The sequence below is a fragment of the Methanosarcina thermophila TM-1 genome (assembly GCF_000969885.1).
Taxonomy (GTDB): domain Archaea; phylum Halobacteriota; class Methanosarcinia; order Methanosarcinales; family Methanosarcinaceae; genus Methanosarcina; species Methanosarcina thermophila.
Genome location: NZ_CP009501.1, coordinates 955,077 through 972,081, shown reverse-complemented (window position 1 = coordinate 972,081; position 17,005 = coordinate 955,077). Strand labels below are relative to the sequence as shown.

The 17,005-nt window shown below is 41.5% G+C and carries 17 protein-coding genes; 7 read left to right on the top strand and 10 right to left on the bottom strand.

Features of this window, described 5'->3' with window-relative positions:
* Window positions 1-349: 349 nt before the first annotated feature.
* Entirely contained in the window at window positions 350-1,309 is a 960-nt protein-coding gene (locus tag MSTHT_RS04115; RefSeq protein ID WP_048168376.1) for a bile acid:sodium symporter family protein, read from the bottom strand.
* A gap of 707 nt (window positions 1,310-2,016) precedes the next feature.
* On the opposite strand from MSTHT_RS04115, the gene MSTHT_RS13705 reads away from it, so the two are divergent.
* The 5 genes from MSTHT_RS13705 to MSTHT_RS04095 all read left to right on the top strand — a co-directional run bounded on the left by MSTHT_RS13705 (window position 2,017) and on the right by MSTHT_RS04095 (window position 4,625).
* Entirely contained in the window at window positions 2,017-2,361 is a 345-nt protein-coding gene (locus MSTHT_RS13705; RefSeq protein WP_052721828.1) for a PKD domain-containing protein, read from the top strand.
* 92 nt (window positions 2,362-2,453) lie between these two features.
* Complete coding sequence (locus MSTHT_RS13700; protein WP_052721827.1) at window positions 2,454-2,777, top strand: hypothetical protein; 324 nt, start codon at window positions 2,454-2,456, stop codon at window positions 2,775-2,777.
* A gap of 66 nt (window positions 2,778-2,843) precedes the next feature.
* Window positions 2,844-2,990: a hypothetical protein gene (locus MSTHT_RS14360; protein WP_156149708.1), complete on the top strand. Its 147-nt coding sequence runs from the start codon at window positions 2,844-2,846 to the stop codon at window positions 2,988-2,990.
* A 200-nt stretch (window positions 2,991-3,190) separates the two neighbouring features.
* Window positions 3,191-3,874: a S4 domain-containing protein gene (locus MSTHT_RS04100; RefSeq protein WP_048166676.1), complete on the top strand. Its 684-nt coding sequence runs from the start codon at window positions 3,191-3,193 to the stop codon at window positions 3,872-3,874.
* 82 nt (window positions 3,875-3,956) lie between these two features.
* Window positions 3,957-4,625: a DUF2119 domain-containing protein gene (locus MSTHT_RS04095; protein WP_082086760.1), complete on the top strand. Its 669-nt coding sequence runs from the start codon at window positions 3,957-3,959 to the stop codon at window positions 4,623-4,625.
* A gap of 121 nt (window positions 4,626-4,746) precedes the next feature.
* On the opposite strand, the gene MSTHT_RS13695 is transcribed toward MSTHT_RS04095, so the two are convergent.
* From MSTHT_RS13695 to aspS, 5 genes are all read right to left on the bottom strand, one after another.
* Window positions 4,747-5,805, bottom strand: a complete 1,059-nt coding sequence (locus MSTHT_RS13695) for a tetratricopeptide repeat protein (protein WP_052721826.1) — start codon at window positions 5,803-5,805, stop codon at window positions 4,747-4,749.
* Entirely contained in the window at window positions 5,789-6,127 is a 339-nt protein-coding gene (locus tag MSTHT_RS14355; protein ID WP_048166675.1) for a hypothetical protein, read from the bottom strand. The genes MSTHT_RS13695 and MSTHT_RS14355 overlap by 17 nt, the downstream gene beginning before the upstream one ends.
* A gap of 267 nt (window positions 6,128-6,394) precedes the next feature.
* Complete coding sequence (gene thsA / locus MSTHT_RS04080) at window positions 6,395-8,038, bottom strand: thermosome subunit alpha (protein WP_048166674.1); 1,644 nt, start codon at window positions 8,036-8,038, stop codon at window positions 6,395-6,397.
* A 404-nt stretch (window positions 8,039-8,442) separates the two neighbouring features.
* Complete coding sequence (gene rpiA / locus MSTHT_RS04075; protein ID WP_048166673.1) at window positions 8,443-9,141, bottom strand: ribose 5-phosphate isomerase A; 699 nt, start codon at window positions 9,139-9,141, stop codon at window positions 8,443-8,445.
* A 107-nt stretch (window positions 9,142-9,248) separates the two neighbouring features.
* Complete coding sequence (aspS, locus tag MSTHT_RS04070) at window positions 9,249-10,583, bottom strand: aspartate--tRNA(Asn) ligase (RefSeq protein ID WP_048166672.1); 1,335 nt, start codon at window positions 10,581-10,583, stop codon at window positions 9,249-9,251.
* 570 nt (window positions 10,584-11,153) lie between these two features.
* On the opposite strand from aspS, the gene MSTHT_RS04065 reads away from it, so the two are divergent.
* Window positions 11,154-11,870 carry a metallophosphoesterase family protein gene (locus MSTHT_RS04065; protein WP_231588239.1) on the top strand — a complete coding sequence of 239 codons (717 nt, stop codon included), beginning with the start codon at window positions 11,154-11,156 and terminating at the stop codon, window positions 11,868-11,870.
* Window positions 11,871-12,030: 160 nt separating this feature from the next.
* On the opposite strand, the gene MSTHT_RS15000 is transcribed toward MSTHT_RS04065, so the two are convergent.
* Window positions 12,031-12,282 (bottom strand): phosphoribosyltransferase, encoded by a 252-nt coding sequence (locus MSTHT_RS15000; protein WP_231588238.1) that lies wholly within the window; start codon window positions 12,280-12,282, stop codon window positions 12,031-12,033.
* Window positions 12,282-12,605: a phosphoribosyltransferase gene (locus MSTHT_RS14995; protein ID WP_231588184.1), complete on the bottom strand. Its 324-nt coding sequence runs from the start codon at window positions 12,603-12,605 to the stop codon at window positions 12,282-12,284. The genes MSTHT_RS15000 and MSTHT_RS14995 overlap by 1 nt, the downstream gene beginning before the upstream one ends.
* A 340-nt stretch (window positions 12,606-12,945) precedes the next feature.
* On the opposite strand from MSTHT_RS14995, the gene MSTHT_RS04055 reads away from it, so the two are divergent.
* The gene (locus tag MSTHT_RS04055; protein WP_231588183.1) at window positions 12,946-13,875 is read left to right on the top strand and encodes a hypothetical protein; all 930 of its coding nucleotides are present in this window, start codon (window positions 12,946-12,948) and stop codon (window positions 13,873-13,875) included.
* Between the two features lie 111 nt (window positions 13,876-13,986).
* On the opposite strand, the gene MSTHT_RS04050 is transcribed toward MSTHT_RS04055, so the two are convergent.
* Both MSTHT_RS04050 and MSTHT_RS04045 read right to left on the bottom strand, forming a co-directional pair.
* Entirely contained in the window at window positions 13,987-14,877 is an 891-nt protein-coding gene (locus tag MSTHT_RS04050) for a thiamine pyrophosphate-dependent enzyme (RefSeq protein WP_048166669.1), read from the bottom strand.
* Window positions 14,878-15,491: 614 nt separating this feature from the next.
* The gene (locus tag MSTHT_RS04045; RefSeq protein ID WP_048166668.1) at window positions 15,492-16,877 is read right to left on the bottom strand and encodes a PFL family protein; all 1,386 of its coding nucleotides are present in this window, start codon (window positions 16,875-16,877) and stop codon (window positions 15,492-15,494) included.
* Between the last annotated feature and the right edge of the window lie 128 nt (window positions 16,878-17,005).

Genomic DNA, 17,005 nt, shown 5'->3' with positions numbered 1-17,005 from the left:
TATCCTTAAAAATAACGAGAAAAAAACATAGAAAAACTGCAGGAAAAGCGAGATTTAAGCTTTTATTCATATAACGGATGGCTAGATTATATCTATTATATAAATAATTATCTACATTAGAATATTTTAATAGATTTGAATAAAGATTGTAGACAAGAACCCTTTCTTATAACTCCAATCCGACAGAAACAGCAGAAAAAATAGATGAGAATTCATTAACTCATGATACCGGAAGCAAATCAAAACCAAAAATAAAAACAACTGCCTCACGGATCAGGCGAGGCAGAAGACGTTAACCATTATCTATAGCCATTATCTTAGTCTTTTTTGAGATTCTCAGTTTTTTGCCTCAATTTTTTTGCTTAACTTTTTTCCAGCGCCTCTCATTATTATCAGCAGCCTGTGGACTTTGTTTTGACCAGTGTCCAGCCAGGAGAGCCCCTGACAGGTTATGCCAGATGCTAAAGATCGCACCTGGAAGTGCGGCTGTTGCCGTGAAATGCTTTATAGCAAGTGCGACACTCAGACCGGAGTTCTGCATTCCAACCTCAATTGCGATAGTCCGGGCTTCGATTTCACTTAGTTTCAGAGCTTTTGAAAACCAGTAGCCTCCAGCAAGCCCAAGCCCATTGTGCAGGATCACTGCGAGCAGGATCAGTGGTCCGCTCTGTTCCAGGTTTGCGCTATTTGTCCCTATTATTATTGCAATAATGATTACTATAGCTGCGGCTGAAATTGCTGGAAAAACTTCCTTGACCGTGCTTATTTGTTTCTCAAAGAAATGGTTGATTGCAAGCCCTAACACTACAGGCACGATTACCATATTTACAACACTGACCAGCATGCCTGTGACATCGACCTCTACAGTCTGACCTATGAAAATCCAGGTAAGGAAAGGAGTTGCAAGAAAAGCAAGTAACGTGGAGACCGACGTAAGGACTATTGAAAGAGCCACGTCAGCCTTTGCTAAATAAGAAATCACATTCGAAGCCGTGCCGCCCGGGCAGCACCCAAGCACAATAACACCAATAGCCAGGTCGGGAGGCAACTTCAAAACCGTGCAGACTATCCAGGCTGCAAGAGGCATGAGGGTGTACTGCATTAAAGTGCCCAGTATAACCACTGACGGCTTCTTCAATACTGCAAGGAAACTGTTCACCGAGAGGGTAACCCCCATCCCTAGCATAATAAGGCTCAGAAAAGGCACAATAAGCCCCTGATGGGGAGCAAAGTACTCAGGATAAACGTATGCAACAGCAGACAAAAGTACTGCCCATAGGGGGAACAATGAGGTAAATTTTTTAAGAATCTCTTGATACACTATCTCACCAGGCTTGCAGGATAAAACGGCTTGCTCGACTTATCGGACAGGAAGTAAATCTGAATTTCAGTAAATGAATGCGCAAAGGTTTGCACATTACAAACATGACTATGTTCTTTTGAAATGCCAGGAGAACTAATGTTAGAATAAAGAATTCAGTATGAGCTTTGCTATAAAAATAGTAAGATTATATAAAAATATATTCTTTTCTCTACGATTAATAATAAAATTATAATTTATTTTGGAATATGATTCTCATATTTTTATAAAAGTGAGATTTCTAGAAAAACTTTTAAATCTTTTGTTAACTGATATTTATGAAATTTTTTATTTTTATTATTGATATCGAGAAAAAAAGAAGGTAATACATATAAAAACCGAGACAAGGTTTTCGGTATTTTTTGGTTTAGCAGCCCATTTTTTATTATTGGTTTTGATTTTATCTACAACATCAGTTGTTTCAGCAAATAATTCTTCGACTATATGGCAAGATGAGCATCAAAACTCTTCAATCATAGGACCGGATATATATCAGAATTCCTCGGCGACAGGACCATATACATATCATTACTAATTCCGATACTTCTACTGTTCATATAATTGACACAGTAATAGATACTGTTATAGCCAATGTCAGTGCGGGAAGTTACCCATGTTCCTTTGGGCAGTTTATAGGTTCTGCTCTGGTAGAGCAAGTGCTGCCTGTAGCAAACTTCAGCAGCAATGTCACAGAGGGTTATGTTTCTCTATCGGTACAGTTTACAGATCTGTCAGAAAATGCGACTTCTGTAAATTGGGACTTTGGAGACGGAAATTATTCAACCGAGCAAAATCCAGTGCATACTTATTTTGCAGCAGGAAACTATACTGTTAATCTAACTGCAGTTAATGAAAACGGCACAAGTTCAATGATCGCAAACATAACGGTTCTGGAAAAACCTGTTAGCCAATGGGATTTTTCCCCTAAGGAACCTGCTTCCGGGGATGTACTCAATATAAAAGGGGGTATTTTCCGGGAGAAAAAGTCGACATATCTGTAAATTTCGAGAAGATTGTTCCTGTCTCAAAAGGAAAATTTGAATATACTATTGATGAAATAAAAATCCCTGAAGGTCTTAACAACTTCTTTACGGTGGAAGCCGAGGGAGCCAAAAACCTCAATGTGAGGGTAAAAAAGGTTATCTGGTTAACAAAAAGCTCAGATGCTTCAGGGAATAGTGCAATAGTATCTCAGTCAAACGTTCCTCCCGGAACCTATAAGATAAAAATCGATGGAGATGCTGAAAAAAAGGTCTCAAAGGTTGATTTGAATATTACGGCTTTCCAGCAGGTAAAAGTTGATTCGAATGGGGGCTTCAATTACTTCTATGATACAACAGCTGCCCCAGCCGGGAATTTCAAGATAGACGTGGGAGGCATCAAGAAAGAGATAACCATTAAACCTAAAAAGAAATAACAATTAAACCTAAATGAAATAACAATTAAACCTCAGAAAGTAATATAATCCGAACAGGAGTCTCAGGTGGCGAATTTTAGCAGCACCGCTGAGGATCCTGTTTCCCTGATGTTTAGTATACAGGCAAGCATGGGCAGTTCCACCAGCCTGCCCACCTTCTTTTTTACTAAACTCAATGTACACGCTCTGCTTTGTGACCTCGTTTATGACTGAACTCATGATGCCAGGTCTATTCCAGTTTTCAGGAAGGGCTATTTTTGAGAAATGCAAGCTTAAATTGGCTCAGCAGACGAATTATGAGAAGATTCTGAAATTTAATATGCTTTTTGAATTAACCAACAGTTGAAAATGCTTTCTCTAGTTTGCTATACACCGGCTTGCTATATATACAGGCTCTGCCGATACAATGCCCCATGAGACTGGATGCATACCTTGTGGATATGGGCTATTTCAAATCAAGGGGGAGAGCCAAAGCTGCTATCATTGCCGGAAATGTTAAGGTTAATGGAACGGTGGTAACAAAGGTCTCCAGAGATGTTTCTACTGAGGATGTTATTGAGGTTACCGAGGGGCTGGATCAGCCTCAGGGATATTTCAAGCTCAAGTTTATTCAGGAGAAAAGCGGGATTCTTAAACCCGGGGATAGGGTGCTTGATCTTGGGTCCAGCGCAGGTGGATTTCTCCTCTATGCTTCGGAAATTGCTGGAAACGTGAAAGGCATTGAGTTCAGCAGGAATTTCAGGAGTGAGCTTGGGAAAATCGCACACGAGAGGGAAAATGTCGAGGTGACATTCGGAGATGTTTTTACTATGCCTCTGAACTTATTCTCAGAAGAACCTGTGGATGTTATTCTTTCAGATATGACCCTTGAACCTGAAGATTCGGTCAAGGCTCTTTCGAGAGTGCTGCCTCTGCTGAGACCCGGAGGAAAGCTGCTTCAGGTTATCAAAATCCCAAAGCGAAAGGACCCAAAACCCATCCTTAGTAAAATAGAGAATCTCGGGCTTGAAATTCAGCAGGTCATCAATTCCGAAAAACAGGAGATTTATGTAATCGCAAGAAAGCCCCTACCCGAAGAAGAAAAGATGTCTGAATAAAAAAAGCTGTCTGAAGAAAAAAACCTATCTGAAGAAGAAAATAGGCAGTCCGAATAAAAGCAATACAGAGGTACTGAAGCGAATGACTTTTAATGGAATAGAGGGTTCAGAAGATCCCTTTCCTGCAAAGCGCGAATATATAAAAACGCCAGACTCGCACCCGGATGCCGAGATTAGAATTTACGGCAGCGGAAAGCCAGTCAGGCTCTTTGTTGCGGGTCTGCACGGGAACGAGTGGAAAGATACAGCTGAACTCCTGGAGAATATAAAACCTCCAAAAACTGGCACTCTTGCCTTAATTCCAGTTGTAAACCGTGGAAAGTACGTCTCAACCCTGACCTCGGGTTATTATACAGGGCCCGGAAAGAAAATCCTCAAGGCTATTGAAGAACTGAAACCCGAGATCTATCTTGAACTTCACTCATATTCCAGCCAGAACCTTGAAAAGCTTGCTGGAAAAAACAGACTTGAACTCATAGGGGTGCCTGCCTACAGCATTCTGAAAGACGGCGTGCTTCTTGGCTCGGTTTCTCCATGGATCAGGAGGAAGTACTTTCCAAAAGAAGCCCTCTGTCTCTCTCTTGAATTACAGAAAGGAAGTGTTGAATCGATGAAATTTGCCGCCCGCATGCTTGAAATCCTGAAGGAAATTCAATCAAGAGATGAGTTTATAGAATTTATGAAAAAAGAATTTCCTGCACAGGCTAAAAAAGCAATTGAGGATTACAGGCAGTTTTACGGGGAAATTTGAGCTGGCTTTGAAAATATTTAAAATAAAGGTGAATATAGTACCTTAAAAAGGTATCAAGCTATTATCAACTATTAATCAAATCATTATTGTCTTTTTTTTAAATTCAGTAATACTAACTAGATTATTTAGTGTTATTCACTAGTTTTTTGAACTCTTCATCTGTCCATAATTTTTCAAAATAACTATCGTTTCTTGAGATTTCTTTGTACGATGAGTTAAGCTCAATTGCGTACTTTAAATCAGACATTGCTTGCTCCTTGTCATTGATAAGTGAAAAAACACATGCTCGCTTATACCAAGCAATTGAATTGTTAGGATCAAGCTGAATGGCTTTATCATAGGCATCTATTGCTTCATCATACTTACCTAAACTATAGAGAGCGCTTCCTTTATTATTCCAAGCAAATGAATTGCTCGGATCAAGCTGAATGGCTTTATCAAAGGCATTTATTGCTTCATCATACCTACTTAAGCTATCGAGAGTGCATCCTTTGTTATCCCAAGCAATTGAATTGTTAGGATCAAGCTGAATGGCTTTATCATAGGCTTTTAGTGCTTCATCATGATTGCCCAACTCTTCAAGAACATATCCTATGTTATTCCAAGCAAGTGAATAATTGCAATCAATTTCAATAGTTTTATAATAGTATACTAAGCTCTCATTTAGCAGACTTTCATTAATCAGGAATTTATTAGGTACGCTTCCATCAAAATTACTAAGCTCACAATAACAGTTCCCAATATAAAATAAAATAGTTTTTTCATTTTCATAATTTACAATGTGTTTAAACATTTTAATTGCAGATGCATATTGAGATTTTCTATAGTATTCGAATGCAAGAGCTGTATATACGGCAGAGGATACATTTTGCTTTACTGATTCAAGCCGAATTGATTTGTCGGAATATAAGATAGGAATTGCTTTTTTACTACTATTAACATCCAGGAATAATGGTGTTGTAGAAGATGTATTTGTGGATATTATATAAAATTCTGTAATGGTTTCACCTGTAACAACCCTATGATCCCCTCCGTAAATAACAAGATGGGCTCCAGTTTTTTTCCCTTTCTGTACTGCGTCTTTATCATCAGTTATTGGAGGTGAATCCAGAATTATAACATTTATTGTATTCCCCTCAACTTTTTCAATTTCGTCCTTAATTTTACCCGGAGTATACATATCTACCTGAGTAACCCTGGGGACTAACCGCATAAAAAGGCGAGATTGCAACTATAAATCGGTCTTCTGGAGGCTCAGGAAAGAAAAAGCTTTCGTGTACAAAATAAATGGCAGCCAAAAAGGCTGTTGATATTATAATTAGGATTAGACCAACAGTAATATGTTTAAAATGACATCCTAAAAGTTCATTGACCTTACTTTTATTCTGCGTATAATAAATCTTGGCTAAAAAAATATATATTGTTATAATAAAAATTGCAAGTAAGTTATATGGAAATGGAAGTGAATTAACTAACTGTATAAAGAAGTCCTCAGGAGTCACACTAACTTCTCCATTAATAAGCTTATACCCCTCTATTTAGTCCTGAAGTCCAATGGATATATTAATTTAGCACTATATTTATTTATGCGAATATATAATAATCATTCAGAAAGTAAAAAGGGATTTAAGGATAGTTCGAACAAAAATAGAACAATAAAAACATGTAAAAAAACAAAAGAGAATTAAAATAAGAAGGTTGCTGAATGGGATCTGCAGCTTTCCTTCTTGAAATTTTCTGAGTACTTCCAGTATTTATCTAACTTGTCTTTACCTGCGCATGTCAATCTGCGGGGGTGTCATGCCGTCGTAGGTGCTTGCCCTGTGTTCGGGTTTGACTTCAGGCATTTCAGAGCGCTGGGCTCGGAGCATATCATCAACACGCAGTACCATTTCTGCGGCTTCTGATCCGGCTTTGACGGCGTTGATCTTAACCCTTAGAGGATCAATTATGCCTTTTTCGAGCATATCTTCGGCAGCACCTGTATTGACGTTCAGACCAGCGTTTTTGTTTTCGGCGTGCTTTGCCCTGAGGTTTATTATTGCGTTGATAGTGTCCAAACCTGCGTTTCTGGCAATTGTCCTGGGGATTTCTTCAAGAGCGTCGGCAAAAGCCTTTACTGCCATCTGTTCCCGCCCGCCGATGCTGGAGGCATATGCGCGAAGCCCGAGTGCAACTTCGACCTCAGATGCACCGCCGCCTGCAACAACCTTGCCATCTTCTACCGCACATTTCACTACCCAGAGGGCGTCATCAATTGCGCGTTCAAGGTTATCAACTACATGCTCGGTAGCACCCCTGATGACAATCGATACAGATTTTGCACCCTTGCAGTCCCTTAGGTAGGTTTTACCCTGGTCGCCATCCCTGACCTGTTCAAGAAGCCCTGCGTGACCAAGTTCTTTTTCGGTCAGTTCCTTGATATTGCGGACAGGTTTTCCGCCTGTAGCATCTACAAGGTGCTGCATATCCTCATTCTTAACCCTGCGGGTTGCATAAACTCCCCGGTTTTGTAGATAGGCTGCGACCTTGTCATCCATGCCCTTGGAACAGAAAACCGCATTTGCGCCTGCTTGAATAATATGGTCTGCCATTTCGTATAGAGATTCTTCTTCCTGCTTTACGAAATTCTCAATATCGCTATACGTGTTTATCTGAATTTTTGCTTTGTTTGCGGTCTTGGCAATTTCCATTGATGTATCGATGAGGGCAATCTTTGGATTCTCTATCTTCAGAGGGAATTCTCTGTCCAGAGCAACCTTATCTATTACAATGCCTTCGACAAACTCGGTTTCTTCAATTTTGCCGCCAACATCTTTTGCAATAATGACGTCTTTGAGGTCGATTATTCCTCTCTCGCGAATAGCGAGTGCGGCATTCACACAAAGTTCCGCAATCATGCGTTTATATTTTTCAGAAGCTTTCCCCGTAATAGAAGTTCTGGCAACCTCTATAAGCAAGTCTTTTTTGCTCTCGTCAACTGGGATCGCCATGTTATCAAAAAGCTCGATAGCTTTCTCGGCTGCAAGCCTGTATCCTTTAATAACAGCTGTCGGGTGCACTCCACTCTCAATAAGGCTCTCTGCCTTTTCCAGCAGACTGCCTGTGAGCACGACAGCACTTGTAGTCCCATCCCCGGCTGAGCTTTCAAGTGATTCAGCAACTTCCACCACCATCTTGGCTGCCGGATGCTCAATGGACATATCGTGTAAAATAGTTGCACCGTCGTTTGTAATTGTTATATCCCCGATGGGATTGATAAGCATCTTGTCCATTCCTCTCGGTCCGAGTGTGCTCCTGACTATACTGGCCACTGCCTTTGCAGCCGCAATATTCATGCTGAGCGCTTCTCTTCCCTTTGTTCGCTCTTTTCTAGGATCTACTATTATGATTGGCTGGCCACTTCTTTCCATCTGAACCAAAACCTCCTTAAAATGAAATATAGGTGTCGAAGACAGTTACTCAAAATTTTGATATTGTCCTGGCTTACAGCCACTTTAGCCCAATATCAGCCTGGAAATGTAATTTAATCAGTTGCCTAATCTGAAGCAGTATTATTTGATCACAAAATTACTGATAATACTTCTATAAAAACATACCGGGTGTGTGTTAATTCTTGAGGGTAAAACTTTATTTTCGCATAAGACTCCGGAAATGAAGCCCGAAAGGCAGTCATTTTGTTGTTCTTATTCTCTCAGGGGATTTTTATTGAAGCTGAGGAAAGCTTACGCCTGGGCTATATTTAACTGAATCTTACCTTGTTTGTAACAATTTTGAACTGCTTCCAGACTATTATTTCCTGAATTCCAGATCCCTATTATCTCCTTATTATCTCCACTGATTCGTCTTTTTTCCCGATATAGAGTTCATCCACATTAGAAAATATCCCATGTTCTACAACTCCAGGAATTGAAGATAGTTGGAGAGCAAGGTTTTCAGGATCGTTTATTACACCGAAATCAACATCAAGTATAAAGTTTCCATTATCGGTTATCACGGGTCCATCTTTTCTTAAAGCAGACCTCAGCTCGGGTTTTCCTCCCAGTTCCTTTATCTTCTTAACCACAAGGGTCTTTGCAAAAGGTAAAACCTCGATAGGTACGGTTTTATCAAGCTGCTTACTTGTTTTTGACTCATCGGCTACGACCACGAAACGTTTTGAAGATGACGATACTATTTTTTCCCGGGTGTGAGCAGCTCCTCCACCCTTGATTGCGTAAAGCCTGGAATCGATCTGATCTACTCCGTCAATAGCAATATCCAGTTCAGGGTGCTGGGCAAGGGTTGTTAGAGGGATGCCAGCTTCTATAGCAAGCATCTCCGACTGGTATGAGGTGACAACACCCAGAATTTCAAGCCCCTCTTCCCTGATCCTCCTGCCAAGTTCTTTTATAGTATATGCAACTGTCGAGCCTGTTCCAAGCCCCACAACCATTCTCGATTCCACTATCCTGGAAGCAGCAACACCTGCTGCACGTTTTTCCGGGGAATCGGTGGAAATGTTTCTTACTGCCATATATATTTCCTTCCGGCTCAAATCTTGGGAAAAGATAATATGATTATTAAACTGGAGATTAACTGGAGACTAACTGAAATTGTTTAAACACCAAAAATAAGGGAATTTCAGGGAGAAAGTCTTCTTCTATCCCTGGGGAAGAGTACGGTATCCCTGATATTTTCGGTTCCGAGCATGGTCATGATAAACCTTTCACAGCCCATACCCCAGCCTGCATGTGGAGGCATTCCGTATCTGAAAGCCTTCAGGTAGAACTCGAAACCCTCAGGATTCAGACCCTGTGATTCTATTCGGATCTTAAGCAGGTCAGGGATATGGATACGCTGGGCTCCTGAAGACAGTTCCATTGTTCGGTGCATCATATCAAAAGACTTGCTGTACTCTGGTCTGTCTTCATAAGGCATGGCATAGAATGGTTTAATCTCAGTTGGCCAGTCAATAATGAAATAGTGTGATTCCTCTGTGGTTTCGTAAACATAATCACCCACAACATGCTCTCCGAGCGTGCTGAGATCATCTCCCCAATGCATTTTCTCTTCCGAGCGGGCATTTACAATCTCGATTACTTCATCATAAGTAAGCTTGAGGAAAGGAGTTTTCGGAACTTTCAGTTCAACCTCAAGTGTCTCAAGGGAGGACGTACACTTCTCAATAACCTGAGTGTAAACATAAGCTACAAGGTTCTCTAAAATTTCCATTACATCGAAATGGTCTGCGAAACTGACCTCTATATCGATAGAAGTAGCCTCGTTCAGGTGCCTGCGGGTATCATGTTCTTCTGCCCTGAAAATGGGACCAATCTCAAAGACCCTATCAAGACCGCCGCTCATAAGAATTTGCTTGAAGAGCTGGGGACTTTGGTTCAAAAAAGCTTCCCTATCAAAGTAGGTAATAGGGAAAAGTGCTGTACCACCCTCAGTCGCAGTCGCTACGACCTTGGGGGTTGCGGTCTCGATAAATCCGTTTTCTACAAAGTATTTCCTGATTGCCTGGAGAGCCTGGTGTCTTATCTTGAAGATTGCAGTTGTTTCGGCTCTTCTCAGGTCGATAAATCTTGAATCCAGCCTGGTATCAAGCTCAGCCTCCACCTTGCCTGTAGTATCCATTGGCAGGGGAGAATCTGCAACATTCAGGACAGTGATCTCGTCAGGAAGCAGCTCATATCCGTTTGGAGCCTTTTCTTCAAATTTAACTGAGCCAGTTACTGAAATCACTGATTCGCGAACAAGCCTTCTTGCAGCGTTAAACAGCTCTTTATCAACTTTCTTCTTTACAAGGGTGACCTGTGCCTTTCCTTCCCGGTCTCGGAGCACTACAAAACAGATCCCTCCGAGGTCTCTTACCTCGTGGACCCACCCAGCCAGAGTAATTTTCTGACCGTTATCAACCTTTCCAGGCTTGATATCGGCTGTATAATGTGTTCTTAGTTTTGCTAATGACATAAATTCACCTTAAATTGAGGGTAAATTAAATGAAAATATAATGACGAAGCTGAAACGTAGGTGAATAGTCCTAACTCATTATTAATTTATTTGTTGCCCGAGTCCCGTCTCGGGAGGATGGTCAAAGCTTTGCTCTAAACCTATACACTGCGCTATCAGTTTTACTCGTTTCACTCGTTTAAGTGAAAACCTTTTCAAAAAGGGTTTTATCGAACACTTTTTCAAAAAAGGTTTTATCGAAAACGAAGTGACAGGACAGACTTGCCGCGCGTCGGAAGGGAAAAAATAGGCTGAGGTTTGCTATATAAAGATTTGGCTTGCAATGCTTTACAATTTATAGATATTCTCTACTAATAAATGTGAAATAAATATTTATAGCATCTTCACAGGTTTCTTAATGTAAGTCTTCTTTTTTAATGAATTATAATTAGATATTTGTAAATATGTAAATTTGACAGATAACTATATATAATGCTACAGAATTCCAGTGCTCGAATATAATTAATTTGATATATTTGAAATTAATAAAAAGAGGAAGTAAAAATTATACAGATTGTACATCTTTCGGATATTCACTATTCAGATGCGTATTTTGTCCCGGGAATCGCAGATTCTATGGTTGACAGCATAAACCGGTTAGGACCGGATTTCGTTGTGATTACAGGCGACCTGACTGAGAATGGATTTTCTGCGGAATATGATGGAGTAAAGCAATTCATTGACAGGATTGAATGCGAAAATAAAATCCTTGTCCCTGGTAACCATGATTCGAAGAACGCAGGGTACCTCCACTTTGAAGATCTTTTTAAGGATCGGTTCTTTTCACGGAGTTTCAGAAACGTTACTGTCGTAGGAGCTGACTCTTCACAGCCTGACCTTGACGAAGGGCACATCGGCAGGGAAAACTACGGCTGGATCAAGGAAGCTTTTACTACAGGCAAAGACTTCAAGATTTTTGCCCTGCACCATCATCTTGTGCCCATACCTCTTGCAGGCAGGGAAAATACCGTCCTTGTAGATGCAGGAGACATTCTTGAACTTCTGAATCGATGTAAGGTTAATCTTGTCCTCTGCGGGCACTGCCACATTCCCTGGGTCTGGAATCTCAATAATATGCTTGTGGTAAACGCAGGCACGTTCTGTTCCTCCAAAATCAGAGGAAAGACCACGCAGTGTTATAACCTGATCCAGGCTGACAGCGAGAGTTCAGATGGAGACTGGAAAGTCAGGGTATCCAGAGTTTTCTCAAAGGGAGATCTGGAGCTGGTTACTGAAACGGTAATGTAATTTTACATCTGCTGCTTATAGGTATAATCAATCTTTCGAGACCTGCCATGCAGGGGGCTCGCTTCTAATTTTTTTGATTTCTCCCCTCTCGGTTAGATCATCCAGAATTTCAATGAGTTCGGCTTTTTTGATTTCCAGTCTGTACCTGCACCTAAACTCATTAATGATTTGAGAGAGTCAAGGGTTCTGTCCTGGATGATTTTTCTGCAAACCCTGCTAAATCTTCATATCTTGCCCAGGGGTAAATGATCCAGCGCCATTTAATGATTTTTTGGGCGTAAAAATCAGGTGTGAAAGCTGAGCAGGTTTTATGCTGAAGAACTGCAGTCATGACACTTGTGGGTTTCAGGCTCAGAGCGTAACTTACTGCAAGGTTGAGAGTCTCGCCGGTATCGGTTACATCATCGACAATCAGGATTTTTTTCCGGTTATATCTACAGGAATAGGGAATTTTATCCTTACCTCTTCCCGTATGTTTGCAGCTCGTGTGTAATGCTCGATCTTCAATGAGGTTAAATCATCAAAAAGCAAAAAATCGGAAATTAGCCTTCCGGGAACATAACCTCCTCTCCCGATTGCTACAATCAGGTCAGGCTTATAACCTGAAGCTTTGATTTTTCGCGCCAGAATTTTTGAGAGCCGCAGGACTTCATTAAAGCTTATAAGCTCACACCTGAATGAATCATTTTCTGCCTGGCACCGGGGCTGCTGAGCCTGCATTTTCTTTTCCAGCATCGGATAAATCGCCTTCTGCTACCTGTCTCTTAGCCTGTAAGTATACCATATGACGCATACTTGATAAAAGAAGGTAACATCTTTTCCTGATGAATTATTAGATTAATCTAATAATTCATCAGTTTAATCTAATGAATTTGTTAATTTTATCTAACGAATTATGGATTCAATGGCTTATTAATCCGTCTGAAAGCTTACGTTGTTACCTGAAAATATTTGAGTCAAGGGAGACATAAATTAAGAGCACATGAAATAATTGTAAAAATAGATTGAGTGGGTGTTGAAGAGGTTAAGGAATTCTTGATTACTACATACTGTGCTTTTTTAGCAGTCTCATTTAATGAAAAGTAGCCTCAAAAAGGAGTCCTGCGCGATGTTCTCAGAGGATGAAGACAAGGTAGTAAGTTTAGGGTTCACTTCGGTTAATGAAGGGCTTGAAGAAGGTGTGAGTCAGGCTCTTAATATTCTTACCGAAATCGGCACAGGTTATTTGAGTGAAGGAAAGGAGCAAGAAGCTGAAAAAACGATAATTTCCATAAAGGAGATAGGAAAAGCTGCCGCTGTTCAGGGAATGGAAGAAGCTGCAATCAGCGCTATCCGCAGCCTCGAAAGGCTGCTACAATGTTCCACGCAGCAGAATATGCAAAGCATAACGGTTCGGGTACTGCTTTCATTTGGAGCTATAGGAAAAATAGCTGCTGAACAGCAGATGGAAATGGTAGCCAGGCTCGCAGCCTCAGTGCTGGGGAAGAGCGGGAATACAGCAGCTCTTCTTAACCAGGAACGAGAAACCATAGCAGTAGCAATAGGTCTTGGAGAAATCGGAAAAGCGGTTGCCAGGATGGAGTTTCCTGATAATTCTGAAAATGCTGCAATATGCATCTCATGCCTTGGGGATATTGGAAAACTTACGGCTCAAAAGAGCCTTGAAGAAGCTGCAGTTGGAGTAAAGCTTATGCTTCAGGAAATGGCTGCTGCAGCCATGCAAGAAAACCTTCAGGATACAGTAAGAAAGATAGCAAGCTCTATTGAAGATATTAGAAAAAATGCTGAAGAGGAAAATATGGAAAATGCGATTCTCCAGGCAGCTTCAGCTCTTCAGACCATTATGAGTAATACAGAAAACAAGTATCTGAACGACACATCAATTGCAGCCAAGCTTGCCCTTGAATCTTTCAATGAGCTTAATATAATAAACGGTGAAGCAAACATAAAAAAGATAGAAGCAATAAGGGAAATGATGAGGACGCTCTGGATAGATTCGAAATAAAAAATCCTTATGCCTGTAAATAAAAAATCTCGGATATGAAACTTAAAACGCCTGCAGGCTTGAAGAACCTGAAAGTGAGAAAGTAAAAACGTTCAATTAAAACCCCTGTTTTCACTGAAGCCCGAAATGCTTTATGTTCCAGTCTGCTATCGCCTGAATCTTCCTGATCTCCTCTTCTCCACCTTCCATTACGAAAAGGTGTTTAAACCTCTTCTGAGTTTTAAGATATTCCTCTACCGGTCTCGGATCTTTGATTTTTCTGACCTGTGTAATTTCCCCATTTTCCATCTCATAGAGGGGCCAGAGGCAGGTTTCGACTGCTAGTTTGGCGATCTCAAGGGTCTTTGAGGTGTCAAAACCCCAGCCTGTTGTACAGGGGGCGTGTGCGTGGATGTAGGTAGGACCAACGATTTCGGTAGCTTTCTTGACCTTACGCATCATGTCCCTCGGGTAGCCTATCGAGGTTGTGGCTACATACGGAGAGCCGTGGGCTGCCATTATGGCAGGCATATTCTTTTTGGGGAATGGGTTTCCAAAGGAAGCTTTCCCGGCTGGAGTGGTCGGTGTGCTGGCATCATAGGGGGTCCCACTGCTGCGCTGGGCTCCGGTGTTCATATAGGCTTCATTGTCCATACAGATGTAGGTGAAGTCGTGTCCTCGCTCAAACGCACCAGAAATTGCCCCAAAACCTATATCCATTGTAGCACCGTCACCTGCAATAGCTATAACTTTAATATCTTTCTTTTTACCGAGAGCTTTTAAACCAGCTTCGATACCTGAGGCTACTGCAGCTGCATTCTCAAAAAGCGAATGGATCCAGGGAACCTGCCATGATGTCAATGGGTATGGCGTAGTTGTAACCTCCAGGCAGCCTGTCGGGTTAACAATAATGGTGTTGGGACCTGCTCCCATGAGTGTGAATTTTGCAGCAAAAATATCACAGCAGCCCGGACAGGCACTGTGTCCCGAAGTAATATAAGATTTCGGTGCAGTTCTTTTCATTACTGTACCTCCGTAAGGTTAAAGAAGCCGGCTTTCGATCTGAACTCCGGATCTCATAATTGTATTAATTCTTCAATCGCCCTGCGTTTCTTCATCAAATGAAAACTAAAGACTTTAATTAAGAGGAATAACGAATCAAATGGACAGCAGGAAGAAGTCCAGAGGCGCTGAATCCGTTTACTGCATCCCCCAATGCAGCCTCTTCGAAGATATCGTGCTCCCCCCAAACACATTTATTCGAAGAGATAGATCAGCGCTCTCGGTTTATTTGTCCAGTTTGTTTGCCTGATGATGCTCCACTTATTCCCCTACTCTAGACCTGATGATGCTCCACTTATTCCCCTACTCAAAAATATCGAATAACATAAAATTATTTTAAATTAATTATACAAAAAATTGTTTCCAGGCAAATATTATATTTTAACATAAAATTTTAAGCCTAAATTCTTTTTACAAGTTTTTATTTTGAAGAGCCCAGCAATTTCAGTGGCTGAAGAGCTCTTCAGGGAGTGAATTGACCCTTCTTCATGAAAAATTAATTGCCAGATTCGCGGATATGATCCGATATTCTTGAGAAAGTATCAGTGTCCTTGAAAACCTTTCAGTCCATTGTTTCAGTTCGTAAGTGACTGGATTGGAGCTGGAATTCTTCCTCCCCGTTTTACGAAAACCTCAGAACTGAAAGTGCTTACTGGCATAATAGGGGCATTTCCAAGCAGCCCGCCGAACTCAACAGAATCCCCAACTCCTTTCCCGGGTGCAGGGATAATCCTGACTGCGGTGGTCTTTCTATTTATTACTCCTATTGCCATCTCATCGGCAATAATAGCCGATATGGTGGAAGCAGGAGTGTCACCTGGGACTGCGATCATATCAAGACCAACTGAGCAGATACTGGTCATGGCTTCAAGCTTCTCCAGGCTGAGGGCTCCTGCCCTGACGGCTTCAATCATACCTGCGTCTTCACTGACAGGAATAAAAGCCCCACTCAGGCCGCCTACCGAAGAAGAAGCCATTGCCCCGCCTTTTTTCACGGCATCGTTCAGGAGGGCAAGGGCTGCAGTCGTTCCATGGGCTCCGCATCGCTCAAGTCCCATTGCCTCAAGAATTGCAGCAACACTGTCCCCTATTTCGGGTGTCGGGGCAAGGGAAAGGTCAAGAATCCCGAATTCAACTCCAAGCCTTCGTGAAACTTCCCTGCCTACCATTTCGCCCATACGGGTTATTTTAAAGGCTGTCTTTTTGATGGTCTCGGAAATCTCAGTAAGATTCGGGTTTTCAAGCTCGTTAATTGCAGCATTCACAACGCCAGGCCCACTGACCCCAACATTGATGACGCACTCGGGTTCACCTACTCCATGAAAAGCTCCTGCCATAAAGGGATTATCTTCCGGGGCATTTGCAAAGGTTACAAGTTTAGCACAGCCTATCCCATCTTTATCCGCAGTCAGCTCCGCAGTCTCTTTTATTATGCCGCCCATCAGACCGACTGCATCCATATTAATACCGGTGCGTGTAGTAGCAAGGTTTACAGACGAGCAGACCTTTTCCGTATCTGCGAGGGCTTCCGGAATGGAATTGATAAGCTTCAGGTCTCCAGCAGTTACGCCTTTATGGACAAGGGCACTAAAACCTCCTATAAAATCCACCTGTACATCTTTTGCAGCCTCATCCATGGTCTTTGCAATGGATACGAAATCGTTAGACCTGCAACTTTCGGCTGCTATGGCTATAGGGGTTACTGAGATTCGTTTATTGATTATCGGAATTCCATAGAGGCGCTGGATCTCGTCTGTTGTGCGCACAAGATCTTTTGCGCGTGTGGTTATTTTTTCGTAAATATTCTCATTGAAAACTTCAATATCAGGATGGCTGCAATCCCTGAGGTTGATACCCATTGTTACGGTTCTTATGTCTAGATGTTCCATCCTGACCATCTGGATTGTCTCCAGAATTTCGTTGTTGGAAGGCGAATAAAACCCACTATGTTTAAATGACATGAATGTTATCTCCCTATTAAGAAAACGATGAGTTTATTACAAGATATTTAAGGAAATATCGGACTGATGGACTCAGTCAGAAGTCACTATTTCTAACTAATCATACTATTAAACACTTTGTTGAATGG

What these genes read in the sequence shown, in the direction of transcription:
- MSTHT_RS04100 (WP_048166676.1), top strand. Translation starts at nt 3,191, where the DNA reads ATGAGACTGGATGCATACCTTGTGGATATGGGCTATTTCAAATCAAGG.
- MSTHT_RS04095 (WP_082086760.1), top strand. Translation starts at nt 3,957, where the DNA reads ATGACTTTTAATGGAATAGAGGGTTCAGAAGATCCCTTTCCTGCAAAG.
- MSTHT_RS13695 (WP_052721826.1), bottom strand. Translation starts at nt 5,805, where the DNA reads ATGTATACTCCGGGTAAAATTAAGGACGAAATTGAAAAAGTTGAGGGG.
- thsA (WP_048166674.1), bottom strand. Translation starts at nt 8,038, where the DNA reads ATGGAAAGAAGTGGCCAGCCAATCATAATAGTAGATCCTAGAAAAGAG.
- rpiA (WP_048166673.1), bottom strand. Translation starts at nt 9,141, where the DNA reads ATGGCAGTAAGAAACATTTCCACCGATTCCCCGGAAAAACGTGCAGCA.
- aspS (WP_048166672.1), bottom strand. Translation starts at nt 10,583, where the DNA reads ATGTCATTAGCAAAACTAAGAACACATTATACAGCCGATATCAAGCCT.
- MSTHT_RS14995 (WP_231588184.1), bottom strand. Translation starts at nt 12,605, where the DNA reads ATGCTGGAAAAGAAAATGCAGGCTCAGCAGCCCCGGTGCCAGGCAGAA.
- MSTHT_RS04055 (WP_231588183.1), top strand. Translation starts at nt 12,946, where the DNA reads ATGAAAAGTAGCCTCAAAAAGGAGTCCTGCGCGATGTTCTCAGAGGAT.
- MSTHT_RS04050 (WP_048166669.1), bottom strand. Translation starts at nt 14,877, where the DNA reads ATGAAAAGAACTGCACCGAAATCTTATATTACTTCGGGACACAGTGCC.
- MSTHT_RS04045 (WP_048166668.1), bottom strand. Translation starts at nt 16,877, where the DNA reads ATGTCATTTAAACATAGTGGGTTTTATTCGCCTTCCAACAACGAAATT.